We start from the raw sequence: 16,087 nt of genomic DNA on the forward strand, positions 1-16,087 counted from the left end.
CGATGTTAAAAAAAGATATTAAAAAAGTATTAGTATTAGGATCAGGAGCATTAAAAATTGGTCAAGCTGGTGAGTTTGATTATTCTGGTTCGCAAGCGTTAAAAGCGTTAAAAGAAGAAGGAATAAAAACAGTTTTAATCAATCCAAATATTGCAACTGTTCAAACTTCTGAAGGTATTGCAGACGAAGTTTACTTCTTACCTGTAACACCTTACTTTGTAGAAAAAGTAATTCAAAAAGAAAAACCAGACGGAGTTTTGGTTGCTTTTGGTGGACAAACTGCCTTAAACTGTGCAGTTGAGTTGAACAAAGAAAATATTTTCGAGAAATATGGTGTTGAGGTTTTAGGAACTCAAATTCCAGTAATCGAAGCGACGGAAGACCGTGATATTTTCATCGAAAAATTAAACCAAATTGGTGTATTAACAGCTCGTTCAGAAGCAGTAGAAACTGTTGCTGATGCAATGGAAGCTGGTAAACGAATTGGTTTTCCATTAATCATCCGTGCAGCATACGCTTTAGGAGGTTTAGGTTCTGGTTTTGCAAATAACGAAGAAGAATTATTAGATTTAGTTGAAAAAGCATTCAATTATTCTTCTCAAGTTTTAGTGGAAGAGTCATTAAAAGGTTGGAAAGAGATCGAGTACGAAGTAGTTCGTGACTCTTACGATAACTGTATCACAGTTTGTAACATGGAGAACTTCGACCCAATTGGAGTTCATACAGGAGAGTCAATTGTAATTGCGCCTTCTCAAACTTTATCAAATTCAGAATATCACAAATTACGTGAAGTTGCAATCCGTACGATTCGTCACCTTGGCGTAGTTGGAGAGTGTAACATTCAGTATGCTTTCGATACAGTTTCTGAGGAATATCGTGTAATTGAGGTGAACGCTCGTTTATCTCGTTCGTCAGCTTTGGCGTCAAAAGCAACAGGTTATCCTTTAGCTTTCGTGGCGGCTAAATTGGCTTTAGGTTATTCTTTGGATGAGTTGAAAAATAGTGTAACGCAAACGACATCTGCGATGTTCGAACCTGCGTTAGATTACTGTGTAGTGAAATTGCCTCGTTGGGATTTAAATAAATTCTACGGAGTTCGTCGTAACATAGGTTCTGCAATGAAATCTGTTGGAGAAGTAATGGCAGTTGGACGTTCTTTCGAGGAAGCAATTCAGAAAGGAGTTCGTATGTTAGACATCGGACACAGAGGTTTCGTAGCAAATGGATTCAAAATTCCAGAAGGAGAATCGTTGGATACTTGGTTAGCTGAGCCAAATGACGAGCGTTTATATGCGATTACTGAAGCTTTCAAAGCGGGATATTCGATTGAAAAAATTCATGATTTAACAAAAATCGATTTATGGTTTTTACAACGTTTAGAAAGAATTTTTAATGTATCAAAAGAATTTGAAGCGTTAGAAAGATTTGAACAAGTTGAAGCAGATTTAGTAAAACGTGCAAAATTATTAGGATTCTCGGATCAACAAATTGCAGTTTTAGTAAAAGGAGATCAAAACGTACACAGAAACGAATTAACAGTTCGTGAATTACGTAAAAACTTCGGAATTAAACCTGTTGTAAAACAAATTGATACGTTAGCAGCAGAATTCCCAGCACAAACAAATTATTTATATGTAACCTATCACGGAACTGAAAATGATTTGGAGCCAGAAACTGAGAAAGCAGTTTGTATTTTAGGATCTGGAGTTTATCGTATTGGTTCGTCTGTAGAGTTTGACTGGTGTTCTGTAAATGCAGCGCATACAGCATCAAAAAATGGTTACAAAACAATTATCATCAACTATAATCCAGAAACGGTTTCGACAGATTATGATGAGTCAGATCGTTTATACTTCGAAGAATTGTCTTTTGAACGTGTAATGGATATTTTAGATTTTGAACAACCTGAAGGAACAATTATTTCGACAGGAGGTCAAATTCCAAATAACTTAGCGATGAAATTGTACGATCAATCAATTAATATTTTAGGAACTTCTCCTTTAAGAATTGATGATGCAGAAAATCGTCACAAATTCTCTGAAATCTTAGACGAATTAGGAATCGACCAACCACGTTGGAAAGAGTTATCTTCTTTAGAAGCGATTCATAACTTCGTAGAAGAAGTAAATTTCCCAGTATTAATTCGTCCTTCTTATGTCTTATCTGGAGCTGCAATGAACGTAGTTTCAAATAAAGAAGAATTAGATGCTTTCTTAAAATTAGCGAAAGAAGTTTCTCCAGATTATCCAGTTGTAGTTTCTGAATTCGTACAAGGAGCAAAAGAAATTGAGTTGGATGCAGTTTGTCAAAATGGAGAAATTGTAGATTACGCAGTTTCTGAACACGTAGAATTTGCGGGAGTTCACTCAGGAGATGCAACAATGTATTATCCACCACAAAAAGTGTACATCGAAACAATTCGTCAAATGCGTAAAGTTGCAGCGAAAATTGCAAAACGTTTCGAAATTTCTGGACCAATGAACATTCAGTTTTTATCAAAAAATAATACAGTTCGTGTTATCGAAACTAATATTCGTGCTTCTCGTTCGTTTCCATTCGTATCGAAAGTTGCAGGAAATAATTTAATCGAAAAAGCAACAAAAGTTTTATTAGGATTAGAAGTAGAAAAAGGACATTCAGAAGTCGTTTACGATTTAGATTATGTAGGAGTGAAAGCTTCTCAGTTCTCATTTACACGTTTAGCAGGAGCTGACCCAGTTTTATCAGTTGACATGTCTTCGACAGGAGAAGTAGGGTGTATCGGTGATACAGCAGAAGAAGCTTTATTAAAATCAATGTTATCTGTTGGATATGAAATTCCTGAGAAAACCGTTTTAATTTCTGGTGGACCAATTGCTTCTAAAGTTGCTTTATTAGAGCCTGCGAAACAATTAATCGCAAAAGGTTACAAAATTTATGCAACAGAAGGAACGCACAAATTTTTTACAGAAAATGATGTGTATTCTACGCTTGTTTACTGGCCTTCTGATAAAAAAGAGCCAAATGTAATGTCTTATTTACATGACAAGAAAATTGATATGGTGATCAACATTCCGAAAAACTTAACAAAAGCGGAATTAGACAACGATTATCAAATTCGTCGTACAGCTGTAGATTTCAATATTCCGTTGGTAACAAATGCACGTTTAGCTTCGGCTTTCATTAATGCATTTACAAAATTATCGATGGATGATTTAAAAATCAAAACTTGGAATGAATACCGTAATAAATAGAAATTAGAATCTAGATATTAGAAGTTAGAAAGCCTCGCATTTGCGAGGCTTTTTTTATGTTATTTTTTTGAATTTGTCATTCCGACAAAAGAAGGAATCTAAATTTAATGCGAAGCTGAAACGAGTTCAATTTAAGTCATCCTGAACTTGTTTCAGGAACACATCATACGTGATTGCCTAATAATCTTGATTAAACATGAAGAAATGAATACACAATAATTCCAATAACAATTATTGAGAAAATAAACGTATTAATTCCTAAAAGTATAGCACCTTTAATTGTTGTAATGATAAATCCTTGGTTATAGAGTTTTTTCAACGCAAGGAAAAAGTAAACAATAATATATAAAACAATCAATGTATTAATTAAAGCTATTATGGCTGATACAGCATTACTATCAATATAATTTGAAAGTTTATTCAAAAGAAAAATTACCAAAATTGATAAAAGAATTACCGTAAAATAATGCAGTGTAAAAATTCCGTGATCAAAATACCACCATTTCTTTTTGTTGTAAAAAATCCATAAGAAGAAAGCAAACAAAGGCATGTATACAAACAAAACTTTCGGAATGACATGCAAAGATTTCTCAACAATAGCTTCTCCTAATTGTTCATCAGAAACCTTTCTTTTTCTCAACTCTTGGTATTTTTCAATAAAGGGAGATAATATTGGAACGTTATTTTTTACTTTAGATTGCAAGTTTTCAATAGATTCCTCGTTCAAATCTTCTAAAGAGTTTGCATTTTTATTTTTTTCAACTTCAGATTTTATTTTTGCACTTTGCTCGACAGTTGTCAATCCTTTGTTCTGTAAAGTGTCTATTGTAGCATTAAGTGCTTTTTGAATTTTTTCAGTATTTTCTATTGATATAGGTTCATTGGAACTATCATTATATTCAGTTTTATGAGAAGGAAATATAGAAATAAGGAAAAACGTTACAAAACTGACAAAAATGTACATTTTAACAGGATTAACAGAACTATTTCGTTTACCACTCAAATATTCTTTGGTTAAAACTCCAGGTTTCAAAAATAGTTTTTTGATTGTTTGCCAAAAACTTCCATCGTAATGAACAAAATCTTCGATAAAGTGAGTAAATAAAAAGTGAAACGGTTGACGTGTTTCTACATTTTCTTGTCCGCAATGTGTGCAATAATGTTCTTCTACGTAATGTCCACAATTTTGGCAATTATGATCTTCTCTTAGTTTTCCGTGACTCATGTGTTAATTCTTAGTGATGATAAATCTATAAAAAGATTATTTATTTTGAAATAATCACGAAGAAATATTTGATTAAATATAGATTAAGAAAATTAGCTTTTTTGTCTTTCTAAGTCATCCTGAACTTGTTTTAGGATCACATCATTTTATGATAAACTAAAGATAGATTCTCTACTTCGCTTCGTTCTAAATGACAATTGAGTAAATGTCATTCCGATGAAAGGAGGAATCTAAATTTATTTTCTTTTTCTAAAATTGAAAAATATACTAATAGTCAATAAAAATCCTAAAAGACTTAAACCTATCCAATAATATTTATTTCTTTTTTCGGCTGATAATTTATACAATTCAAACTCTTTTTGGATTAAATTCTCTTTACTTGAATTTGGAGGAGGCGGAATATTAAGAGTGTTTTTTTTCAGATATTCTTTACTAAGTTTTTCTAATTCTTCTAATTCAGATTGTTCAACAAATTTTAAATCAGAAGTTCTTGTACAAATATTTGTATAGATGCTAAAATCTGTGATAAATCCATAAATTAAATAGGTTTCATTTAATTCGAAGTTACTTCCGCAACCTCCAAACATTGATGAGGCAGGTGTGTAAATAGTTGTATAATATTTTTGTTTTTTATTTGTAATATCTATATTTTTTTTGAAATTTTTCTCGATTTCAAATGTATAAGCAAAAACAGGATTTGAAGAATAATCATAAAGAGTTGTATCAATTTTAATGACTTTTCCTATTATAATTTCATCAAATTCATCAAATGAATTTTTAACAGATGGAAATTCTCCACAACTACAACCAAACGTAAAAGTTGAGATTAAAAATATGAAAGTAAAAAAGTATTTCATTCAAATCAGTGTTTCCTCTAATTTACAATATTTATCCAAACAAAAAATCCACTTCAACAGAAGTGGATTTTTTTATTTCTTGTAAAAATAGTTAGCTTAAAACTCAGCGAAAAAAGCTTCTACTTTTTCTACGCCGTTTGCATCTAAAGCTTCAACCAATTCTTTTTTGATTTCAGTTAATTCTTTCTTTTTCGCTTTTTTCAAAACTGGTTTTGCAGTTTCCAAAAAGTTTTCGATTTGTTCTAAACCACGAGAACTTAAGAATTTTTCGTCTGTTTTTTTCAATTTAGCGTAAACTTGTACCAACATTCTACATTGTTCCAAAGCCAAAACGTATTCTTTTACAGTTTCTAACGTAATCATGTAATGCAACATCAATTGTACTGAAGGCATATTACGTTGATGACCAAATTTCGTGTATTTTTCTAATGCAATTCCAAAAGATTCTTTACTACGTTCGATATTTTTATTTAAAGCTGCAGAAATGACAACATTAAACCAATCGTCTGAATTATCAGAGTTTTGAGCGATATCGAAAAATGCATTATCCGCATTCTCAAAATCTTGTAAACTATAATATGATAAAGCAATTAATTTCTTAGCATCGTACATTTGTTTTGGGTCTTTTGCATCCAATAAACCTTCACAAATTTTGATACACATCTCGAAATTGCTGTTTCCAAATAAATCTCTCGCAGTGTTCAACAACGAATTAGTCGCATTCTGTTCCAACGCTTGCTCGTACATAAATTGACGCGCTCTCAAAACATCCTCGTATGTGATATAATCGTAATTGATTTTCATTTTTTTCGTCTCTTTGTTAATTCGCAACTAAATTAATTAAATCTTTAAGAAAGTACTTAATTATTTATCTTTTTTTAATAAATGTCGAATCACCGTTTCTGCCGCATGCAACCCGAATAAACCAGGCATCCACGAATTAGTTCCGTAAAACGATTTTTTATAATTTTTTCCATCCGTTAATTTAACCGAAGATTCATCAGGAACTTCTGTCGAAAAAACAGCTTTTACACCTTTATTAATTCCTTCTTTTTTTAATCGTTTTCTAACATTTTTTGCCAAAGGACAAACATCTGTTTTACTAATATCACGCACTTGTACTTTGCTTGCCAAATATTTTCCTCCAGCGCCCATATTGCTGATTACTTTAATTTTTTTGCGTTTTGCAGCTAAAATCAAATTAATTTTTGGTGTAACAGAATCGATGCAATCTAACACATAATCAAAATCTGGTGTGACGATTTCGTGTGTACGTTCTGGACTCAAAAATTCGTTGATACGCGTTAATTCTAATTCAGGATTAATGTCCATTAAACGATCGCCAACGATGTCTACTTTGTTCATTCCAACAGTTGAGTGTAAAGCGGGTAATTGTCGATTAATATTTGTAATATCAACAGTATCACCATCAACAATTGTCATTTTTCCAACTCCTGCGCGTGCGATAAATTCTGCGGCAAAAGAGCCAACTCCACCTAAACCAACAACTAAAATGTTCGAATTTTTTAGGATTTCTAAACCTTCTTCTTTGAATAATAATTCAGCTCTTTCTTGCCAAACTGCCATTGAAATGTATTTTAATTATGATTGAACTTCGTAACCGAAAACTGCTTTCCAATTTTCTGCTTGTTGAAGTTGTAATTCTTCGATTGTAATTTTTCTCAAATCCGCTGCAAAAGTATAAATTTCTTCAATAGAAATTTCGCTTGCATCATTCTCCAAAAAGAATTGATTCGCAGAAAGATTTGCAAATATAATTTGTAAGTTTTTGTTTGATAGAAGATTTTTACCAAAAGATGCAAAACAATTTTGCGCAATAATTTGATTGAGTAACTGTTCATTCTTATTGAAACCATGAAAAATAAACGGAATCGTCAATTTCATTTGTTTTCGAATCTGTAAAATTTCTTGATAAGCACGAACCGAATGTATAATGACTGGAAGTTGATATTGCATCGCAATTTCTAACTGTTTTTTAAAAACGTTGATTTGTAATTCAAAATCTGTTTCGCACAATTTATCTAATCCAATTTCACCGATTGCTAAACAGTTTTTATTCGAAATAGTTTGATTAATAATTTCGATTTCTTCCTTTATTGATGAGGTTTTGATGTAAGCTGGATGAATCCCAATTGAAAATAATTTAGCTTCATTATTCAACTCATTTGGAAACTGATTATACAGTTCCAAAACATCTGTTTGATCGGATAAATGATGTGTATGCGCGTTGAGAAACATAGTTCAAATTTAATCTTTTTCAATGATTTTTCGAAATGTTAAAATAGGAATAGAATTTGCTATAGGAATTTGAATGAATTCAGATCATATTTTAAGTCCAAAAATGTTGAAGTTTTTGCCATGGCTTGGTGCGATGGCAATTTTTATGCAAGCTTTGGACGCTACAATTTTAAATACATCTTTACCTACAATTGCAAAAGAATTAGGAAAATCGCCTTTAGAAATTCAGTCGATTATTGTTGCGTATACGTTAACAATCGCTTTGTTAATTCCTTTGAGTGGTTGGCTTTCGGATAAATACGGAACGAAAAAAGTTTTTCAATCTGCTATACTGATTTTTACACTTGGATCCACACTTTGCGCATTTGCCACAACTTTACCTTTTTTAGTCATTTCACGCGTTATACAAGCGATTGGAGGATCGATGATGGTTCCTGTTGTACGTTTAGCAATTTTATATGCTTATCCAAAAAGTGAATTATTAAAAGTAATTAATTTTATCACCATACCAGGGTTAATAGGACCACTTTTAGGACCAACAATTGGAGGTATTTTGGTTGAAACTTTATCATGGCATTGGATTTTCATCGTGAATATTCCATTCGGAATTATTGCACTTTGGATGACAACTTTTGCGATCCCCGATTTTAAACATCCAGTTTTTAAATTTGATATCAGAGGTTTGATTCTTTTTAGTGGAGGAGTTACTGTCTTAACATTGATTATGGAATTGACATCTTCTCGTGTGATTGGCCTGCAAACTGTATTGGCATTGACTGTAGTTTCTGCCTTTTTGATTGGTTTGTATATTTATCATGCAAAACATAAACAACATCCTTTAATCGATTTGAATTTGTTTAACATTAGAACTTTGCGAATTGGTATTATAGGAAATCTTATTACACGATTAGGAATTGGAGGAATACCTTTTCTTATTCCGCTTTTATTGCAAGTTGGTTATGGATATTCGGCTACTGTAGCGGGATTAATTATGATTCCATCTGCAACAAGTAACATTATTGCAAAATCGTTTGTTGTGCCAATTGTGAATAAATTTGGTTATCGAAATACGTTGATTTCCAATACAATAACTTTAGGGTTAATCATTTGTATGTTTTTCTTTTTAGAATCGAAATCACCAATTTATTATATCATTCCGTTAATGGTTTTGAATGGATTTTTTAGTTCAATTCAATTTACGGCGATGAATACCTTGTCTTTAGCAGATTTGGACGAAAATACATCCAGCGAAGGGAATAGTTTATTATCGGTTACACAACAATTATCACTAACATTTGGAATTTCTGTAGCTGCATTAATTTTAGGTGTTTTTAGACAAGCAGGATTTGTAAATGGAGTGGAAGTACAAGCTTTTCGTTATTCATTTTTGACGATGGGCGTGATGACTATTTTATCAACTTACATCTTTTTCAAATTAAGAGAATCTGATGGCGCTTCAATGTCGGGGAAGAAATAAAATTTAGAACATAAAAAAATCTCTACCAAGTAGAGATTTTTTTCGTTTTATATTATTTTGATTTAATCATTGTAAAAATGATGGCGAAGTTCACCTTTCAAGTTTGCTTCGTATTGCGTTTTGAATTCTTCTTTCGAAAGGTTTTGACCTAATAAATAAATGGCTTTGGTAATTGCAGCTTCCATTGTCAAATCATAACTCGAAATTGCGCCCATATTTAGTAACGCATCACTTGTAGCATAACGTCCAAGTTCTACCATTCCGCCAGCACATTGCGTGTTGATGATAAGATGAACTCCTTTATTCGTTACTTCTTCCAGCAATTCAATAAACCAACTATCGGTAAAAATATTTCCTGTTCCGAAAGCCTCAATAATAAAAGCTTTCATGTTCGGAGCGTTTAAAACACTTTCGATAAAAGAACGATTCATTCCAGGGAAAATCTTCAAGACACCAACATCAGCATTTAGATTTTTGTTGATCGAAAGTTTATCCGTAACAACATTTTTTAACAATAAATCTTCTTTCACTTCCAGATGAACACCGGAAACTCCAATTACTGGATAATTCGGCGACTCGAAAGCATCAAAGTTTTCTGCATTAATCTTAGTTGTTCTATTCGCACGAAACAATTTATATTCAAAATACACACAAACTTCCTTGATAATTGGTTTGTCATTTTTACGTAACGAAGCCAATTGAATCGAAGTAATTAAGTTTTCTTTCGCATCTGTGCGCAAATCTCCAATTGGTAATTGCGAACCAGTGAAAATGACAGGTTTCTCGAGGTTATCAATCATAAAACTCATTGCAGAAGCTGTATACGCCATTGTATCTGTTCCGTGCAAAACAACAAAACCATCATAGTTTTCGTAGTTTTGTTGAATGGTTTCGGCAATTTCTATCCAATATTTAGGTTTCATATCAGACGAATCTATAGGCGTATCGAAACTATGATAATCGAAAGAACAATCTAACAGACCCAATTCCGGAATTTGTTTCAACAAATTATCAAAATTGAAAGGTTTCAAGGATTGGTCACCATAATCTTTCGCCATTCCAATTGTTCCTCCTGTGTAAATTAATAAAATTTTTGTTTGCATGCGGTTTGATTAATTTCTGGTTAAAATTAACCATTATAAAAAATCTGTACAACATCTTTTCTTAAACTCCGATATTTTGTAAATTGGATAAATAATTGTGAACATAAATTTAAACTATCAACTTGATGAAACTATTACTTTTAGCCATTACAACTTTGTTAACATCAGCTTATGTTAATGCACAATCTGATGAAGGATTGTTTGAAGTTGAGTACGAAATGAACGGACAAGAACTGAAATCTTTTGCTTTTTCTACGGATAATTGTGCGCAGAATTTGATTGTGAAATCGTGGGAAAATTGGGTAACGAACAAAGAAGGTTCTTCTGCTTTTTTGAAAAGACATGAAGCGAGTAATATCAAGTTCAAAAATTCGCAAGATGTGTATAAATCTGTGATTAGTTTGGTTGATGAAGAAAACGGAAAAACGACCGTGATTAATACATTAACTGATCAAAATGGAATGACGTTTAATAGTAATTCGGCAGAGTTTGATAAAATTTATGCGCAATTGCAAGATTTAGCGACTAAAACGAAACAAGGTTGTGTACGAAATGAGTTGAGGTTAGCGAACGAAAATATGATTCGATTGACAAAAGATAACGCTGATGCACAATTGAAAAAAGGAAACTCAATCAAATCATATCTAAAAGATAATAACACCTTATTGAAATTAGAAAGTAAAAAGCAAGCTTTGGGTGATAAATTGGATTTGGTGGTGAATCAATTGGAAAGAGAATCAAATGATAAAGTAACTGATGGCTTGATGAAGAAAAAGATAAAAACAGAAAATTCTTTGCGATCGATAGAAGATCAAGTAGTAACATTGAGCGGAAAAATACAAACTGCTGAAGAGAACGATAAAGGTTTAGACGCAAAAATTAATCAATTAACAAGTCAAATTCAGCAACAACGCTCGATTACAGAAAATTTAAAAAAGAAATATTCATCAATTGCACGATAATTGTTAGAGAAATTATATATTTACTAAATATCAACAAATAAATATTATTAAAATCAACTCGTTATGGGATTATTTTCATTTATCAAAAATGCCGGAGAAAAAGTCTTCGGAGGTGCAGAAACACCAGAAGAAAAAGCAGCTAAAGTACAAGAACAAGTTGCAAAACAAGGATTTGATTTGTCAGGAGTAACTTTTTCTGCTGATGGAGATAAAATTGTGGTAGCTGGACAAGCGTTGGACATCAACGAGAAACAAAAAATTTTAGCAACAGCAGGTAACATTGATGGAGTGGAAGGAGTAGAAGATCAATTAACATTGAAAACACCTTTAAAAATCGAAATTCCAGACTTATCTAAGACAATGTATACTGTGAAAAGTGGAGATTCTTTATCTAAAATTGCAAAAGAAGTTTATGGAGATCCAATGCAGTATCCAAAAATTTTCGAAGCAAACAAACCAATGTTAAAACACGAAGATAAGATTTATCCAGGTCAGGTTTTATATATTCCTCAGGATTAATACAATAGAAATAAAATATTAAGGTTAAAACTCCTACAACCAAATGATTGTAGGAGTTTTATATTTTTACAGCATGGTTTTTGCAGAATATATACTCGCAATAAAAAATAATAACATATATTCGTATAACTGAAATAAAAAAAATAATTATGAAAGTTTCAATTTTGCCAGTAGCGGTTATCGCTGCTTCAACTTTATTTAGTTGTGTGAGTCAGAAGAAGTATGATGAATTACAAAATAAATTCAATTCTGCTTACTCTGAGAACCAAGGATGTCAAACAGAATTGGCTGTAGCGAAAGCTAAATTAGCTAATTTTGAATCTAACCAAGGTCAGTACGAAAACACAGTTCAGAGTGAAAGAAATCAAATTAAACAATTACAAGAGCAATTGAAAAATTGTATTAATGGTGGTTCTAAAAATGTTTCTGAATTAGTGAACGAAATCAATCAGTCTAACAAATACATCAAACATTTGATCGATGCGAAAAGCAAATCGGATAGTTTGAACATGGTTTTAACAAACAACCTAACACGTTCTTTATCTAGCAACGAAGCAAAAGATGTTGATGTTAAAGTTTTAAAAGGTGTTGTTTACATTTCGTTAGCTGATAACATGTTGTACAAATCTGGTAGTTACGAAATTTCGCCTGCTGCAGGAGAAACTTTAAGTAAAATTGCGAAAATCATCAACGACTATAAAGATTACGATGTATTGATTGAAGGTAACACAGATAATGTGCCAATTTCTAAACCAAACATCCGTAACAACTGGGATTTATCTGCTTTACGTGCATCTTCTGTTGTACAAGCGTTACAAAACCAATACGGTGTTGATGGTAAACGTTTAACAGCTGGTGGACGTGGAGAATTTAATCCATTAACTACAAATGCTACTGCGGAAGGAAAATCTAAAAACCGTCGTACACAAATTATTATCTTACCTAAGTTAGATCAATTTATGGATTTAATTGGGCAAGCTCCAAAAAACTAATTTTGATAAAAAAATCAAATTAATATAGAAAGAGCCACTTTAAAGTGGCTCTTTTTTTGTAACTTTTTCCAAATTTTAATCAATACCAATGGAACTATATTATTCTTTTTCGGTTCTAATTGTTCTTGCTGCATTATTTTCTTATGCAAACCTTCGATTCCTAAAATTACCTGGAACAATTGGAATTATGATTATCGCCATGTTAGTATCTGTCGCTATCCGTTTATTGGGAGATAGCTATTTTCCTGATGCTACAAAAGACATGTTTCAACTCTTTAATAGTTTAGACTTTAATGAAATATTGATGGGCGCAATGCTTAATTTTCTGCTTTTTGCAGGCGCAATGCACGTTAATATCTTAGATCTGAAAAACTTGAGATGGACAATTGCTACTTATGCTACAATTTCGGTAGTATTATCAGCATTTATTATATCAGCAATTTTATATTATATCGCGCCATATTTTGGTATTCAAATTCCGTATATCTATTGTTTATTGTTCGGAACATTAATTTCTCCAACTGATCCAATCGTTGTATTAGGAATTTTGAAACAAGCAAAAGTTCCTAAAATTATTGAGACAAAAATTACAGGAGAGTCACTATTTAATGATGGTGTAGCCGTTGTAATGTTCGCAGTAGTTTTACAAATAGCAACTAATCCAAGTTTTGATGCTGACTTTGCAAGTGTTTCAAAATTATTCTTGATGGAAGCTGGAGGCGGAATTTTACTTGGACTATTATTAGGATTTACAGCTTCTAGATCCATGAAAAAAATTGATGATTATAAAGTTTCAGCTTTAATTACATTGTCGATTGTAATGGGAGGATTTTTGATTGCAAAAGAACTTCATGTTTCGAGTCCTTTAGCTATGGTTATCGCAGGTTTAATAATCGGAAATTATGGAAAGAGATTCGCAATGAGCAAAACAACTCAAGATTATTTAAACAAATTTTGGGAGCTTATTGATGAGATAATGAACGCTATTTTATTCCTTTTTATAGGTTTCGAATTGTTATTAATAGAAGATTTAATGGATCAAATTCTATTAGGAATTGTCACAATTTTTATCGTCTTATTATCTCGAACATTATCAATTGTGATTCCAGCTCGTACTATTTTAAGAAAAAATACCTTTTCCAAAGGTTCGCTTATCGTTTTAGTTTGGGGAGGAATTCGTGGTGGAGTTTCAATTGCATTAGTTCTTTCGATGCCAAATTCGGAATGGAAAGATTTGTTATTAGAGATTACATATATCGTTGTTTTATTTTCAATTGTTATTCAAGGTTTAACTGTTGGTAAAGTAGCACATCGTGTTTTAAAAGACGAATCTGATGAAGCAAATAAAGAAGAAATGGAAGATTATCTTAATTCATCTAAATTGTAATGTTCGAAAGTCAATTAAAATTATTTACGCAATCTTATGATGACGCAATTTTTTATAATAATGACGCTAAGGTTGATGGTACAATTGGAGCAAAGTTGCACTTGTCTTACTATTATATCGACATTCCCTATAAAAATTGTTTGATTTATGTAGAACAAGAATTAGGAAATCATAATCTAGGAAAAATTCGAGTAACCTTAGATAAAATATCGTTACCAATTTTTACGATTACGAATATTAATCATCTTGTCAATTTATTTTTAAGAAAGAAACAGATTCTAAAAGTTGATTGTAGCAATGAATCTTTTAAACATTATTTACAGAATTTATTGATTGAAACTAATCTTGAAAAAATAGCAAAGGATAATTTATTCGAACCTAAAATATCAAGTAAAATTGAAGGTGAAAATTTGGTTATAGAAACAATTTACCATTTAGAATTTGAAGAAAAAATAGAAGCTTTGAAAGCTTTAATCGAATTTTACAAGAAATTAATTTCATATTAGCAAAAGCAACAAGCGCATCTATAGATGCGCTTGTTGCTTTAACAGAAGTTTAGAATTTAAAATGGTCTAGTTCACGAATTAATCTTTATTTTTAATAGAAATTAGAACAAGCCAACAGAATGAAATTAAAAGATTTATCTAATCAACTCGAAATATCTTTAGGAAGTTTACAGAATTTTATCAATGATTTTAATATTGATTTGAGTTTTTGTATTGACGAAAATTTTAATGTAACACAACAATTTATAGCATTTTCGGAAGAGAATAAAGACTTCTTAAAAAAATATGCAGAAGATTATTCCAAAGAAAAAACAATAGAAGAAATCGCTAAAACAATTGGAGCGAAAGAAGAAGAAGTGCTTCATTTTTTTGTAACAAATGGAATTCCTGCTGAGGTTGCAAAGCAGATGAAAACGGGTGTGTCAAGTTATTTGATTCATTCTTACATTGGGGGAAAATATCCGTTTATAGAAAAAGCATTTCCGCAATGCGAAGATTTTTCTGGTAAAAGCTTAGTCGGTTATACTGATTTGTATTTTTATATGACTGATATGTTAGATCCATTTATAAGCAAAGATCAAATAGAAAGTTGGGGAATCTCAAAACCTGCGGGATTGATTTTGTATGGACCTCCAGGTAGTGGAAAAATATATTGGGCAAAGAAAATAGCGGATATGATTGGTTATGAATTTGTACATATTTTCAATGATTATTTAGTTGGGAATTTTGATAACAAAAAGAATAAATTCTCCGATTTTCTTTCAAAAAAGATGAATCAACCCAAAACATTATTGTTTATTGATTCGTTCGACGAAATACTACATTCTACTTCTGTAAATACCATTTATCCAGAAATGGTCGATTTGTTTTATTCCGTTCTTAGACATATTCAGAAAAATGACACGAAAGAACTTTTGATTGTTGGAGCTGTTGAATCTTTGGCAAATTTGAATGATGAAATCGTTGCGCCTGGTCGTTTTGATTTACATATTCCTATTTTTCCTCCAACTTTTGACGAGCGCAAACAATTACTTTTACACCACATGACCGCAAATCTGGCACAAGATTCTCCGTTATTATCAATTTTGAAAAATCAAAATGCATTGAACAAAGATTTCTGGACGCCTTATGCGGCTGAAATGAGACTTTTTTCAAACACAATGATGATTGATTTTACACAATCGCTTAAAAAACGTTTGTACGCGTTGTATAGAAAAGATGAAACGAAAAATATTGTGATGACAGAAAAGGTATTGTTTTCGGCATTCCAAGAAGCAAAATCGAAATTAACGCCTGATTATTTAAAACATTGTGCAATTTTCTTAACAGAAGCCAAGCAAAATGTTGGTCAAGATTTTCCACATCGTCTGATCGAATTAAATGCTGATTTAGAGTTTTATTTATCATCAAAAGAAATTCCGATTACTAAAATTGGTTTCAAGCAAAGTGATGAAGCAATTTCTCCTACAGCTCAACCAGCAGTTGAAGAAACTAAAGAAGTTCAAAATAAATAATATAAAATCAAAAAAGCGCTCGTAGAGCGCTTTTTTGATTTTATAAAATGATT

The 16,087-nt window shown here is 31.6% G+C and carries 14 protein-coding genes; 8 read left to right on the forward strand and 6 right to left on the reverse strand.

What is annotated here, in order from left to right; genetic code table 11:
* The first annotated feature begins 2 nt into the window (after positions 1-2).
* A complete protein-coding gene (gene carB / locus FH779_RS02690) occupies positions 3-3,233 on the forward strand; it encodes a carbamoyl-phosphate synthase (glutamine-hydrolyzing) large subunit (protein WP_180905961.1) in 3,231 nt (1,076 codons plus the stop codon).
* A gap of 190 nt (positions 3,234-3,423) precedes the next feature.
* Here carB and FH779_RS02695 read toward each other — a convergent pair whose 3' ends face one another.
* From FH779_RS02695 to FH779_RS02715, 5 genes are all read right to left on the reverse strand, one after another.
* Positions 3,424-4,458, reverse strand: a complete 1,035-nt coding sequence (locus FH779_RS02695) for a DUF3667 domain-containing protein (RefSeq protein WP_180905962.1) — start codon at positions 4,456-4,458, stop codon at positions 3,424-3,426.
* A gap of 236 nt (positions 4,459-4,694) precedes the next feature.
* Positions 4,695-5,315, reverse strand: a complete 621-nt coding sequence (locus FH779_RS02700) for a hypothetical protein (protein WP_038336845.1) — start codon at positions 5,313-5,315, stop codon at positions 4,695-4,697.
* 96 nt (positions 5,316-5,411) lie between these two features.
* Positions 5,412-6,119, reverse strand: coding sequence for a hypothetical protein (locus tag FH779_RS02705; protein ID WP_038336844.1), 708 nt, complete (start codon positions 6,117-6,119; stop codon positions 5,412-5,414).
* Positions 6,120-6,179: 60 nt separating this feature from the next.
* Positions 6,180-6,902 carry a tRNA threonylcarbamoyladenosine dehydratase gene (locus tag FH779_RS02710; protein WP_038336843.1) on the reverse strand — a complete coding sequence of 241 codons (723 nt, stop codon included), beginning with the start codon at positions 6,900-6,902 and terminating at the stop codon, positions 6,180-6,182.
* A gap of 15 nt (positions 6,903-6,917) precedes the next feature.
* Positions 6,918-7,574 carry a TatD family hydrolase gene (locus tag FH779_RS02715; protein ID WP_180905963.1) on the reverse strand — a complete coding sequence of 219 codons (657 nt, stop codon included), beginning with the start codon at positions 7,572-7,574 and terminating at the stop codon, positions 6,918-6,920.
* A 73-nt stretch (positions 7,575-7,647) separates the two neighbouring features.
* Here FH779_RS02715 and mdtD point away from each other — a divergent pair, with 73 nt between their 5' ends.
* Complete coding sequence (gene mdtD, locus FH779_RS02720; protein WP_038336841.1) at positions 7,648-9,051, forward strand: multidrug transporter subunit MdtD; 1,404 nt, start codon at positions 7,648-7,650, stop codon at positions 9,049-9,051.
* 62 nt (positions 9,052-9,113) lie between these two features.
* On the opposite strand, the gene FH779_RS02725 is transcribed toward mdtD, so the two are convergent.
* The gene (locus FH779_RS02725; RefSeq protein ID WP_180905964.1) at positions 9,114-10,154 is read right to left on the reverse strand and encodes an asparaginase; all 1,041 of its coding nucleotides are present in this window, start codon (positions 10,152-10,154) and stop codon (positions 9,114-9,116) included.
* 125 nt (positions 10,155-10,279) lie between these two features.
* Between FH779_RS02725 and FH779_RS02730 the strand changes: the two genes are divergently transcribed.
* The 6 genes from FH779_RS02730 (at position 10,280) to FH779_RS02755 (ending at position 16,034) form a co-directional block, all read left to right on the forward strand.
* A complete protein-coding gene (locus tag FH779_RS02730) occupies positions 10,280-11,116 on the forward strand; it encodes a hypothetical protein (RefSeq protein WP_180905965.1) in 837 nt (278 codons plus the stop codon).
* 63 nt (positions 11,117-11,179) lie between these two features.
* Positions 11,180-11,635, forward strand: coding sequence for a peptidoglycan-binding protein LysM (lysM, locus tag FH779_RS02735; RefSeq protein ID WP_038336838.1), 456 nt, complete (start codon positions 11,180-11,182; stop codon positions 11,633-11,635).
* A 149-nt stretch (positions 11,636-11,784) separates the two neighbouring features.
* Entirely contained in the window at positions 11,785-12,627 is an 843-nt protein-coding gene (locus FH779_RS02740) for an OmpA/MotB family protein (RefSeq protein ID WP_038336837.1), read from the forward strand.
* 88 nt (positions 12,628-12,715) lie between these two features.
* Positions 12,716-14,014, forward strand: coding sequence for a cation:proton antiporter (locus tag FH779_RS02745; protein ID WP_180905966.1), 1,299 nt, complete (start codon positions 12,716-12,718; stop codon positions 14,012-14,014).
* The gene (locus FH779_RS02750; RefSeq protein WP_114999127.1) at positions 14,014-14,520 is read left to right on the forward strand and encodes a hypothetical protein; all 507 of its coding nucleotides are present in this window, start codon (positions 14,014-14,016) and stop codon (positions 14,518-14,520) included. The genes FH779_RS02745 and FH779_RS02750 overlap by 1 nt, the downstream gene beginning before the upstream one ends.
* Positions 14,521-14,639: 119 nt before the next feature.
* On the forward strand, positions 14,640-16,034 hold the full coding sequence (locus tag FH779_RS02755) for an AAA family ATPase (RefSeq protein ID WP_180905967.1): 1,395 nt from the start codon (positions 14,640-14,642) through the stop codon (positions 16,032-16,034).
* Positions 16,035-16,087: the final 53 nt, after the last annotated feature.

This window comes from Empedobacter falsenii (genome assembly GCF_013488205.1).
Taxonomy (GTDB): domain Bacteria; phylum Bacteroidota; class Bacteroidia; order Flavobacteriales; family Weeksellaceae; genus Empedobacter; species Empedobacter falsenii_C.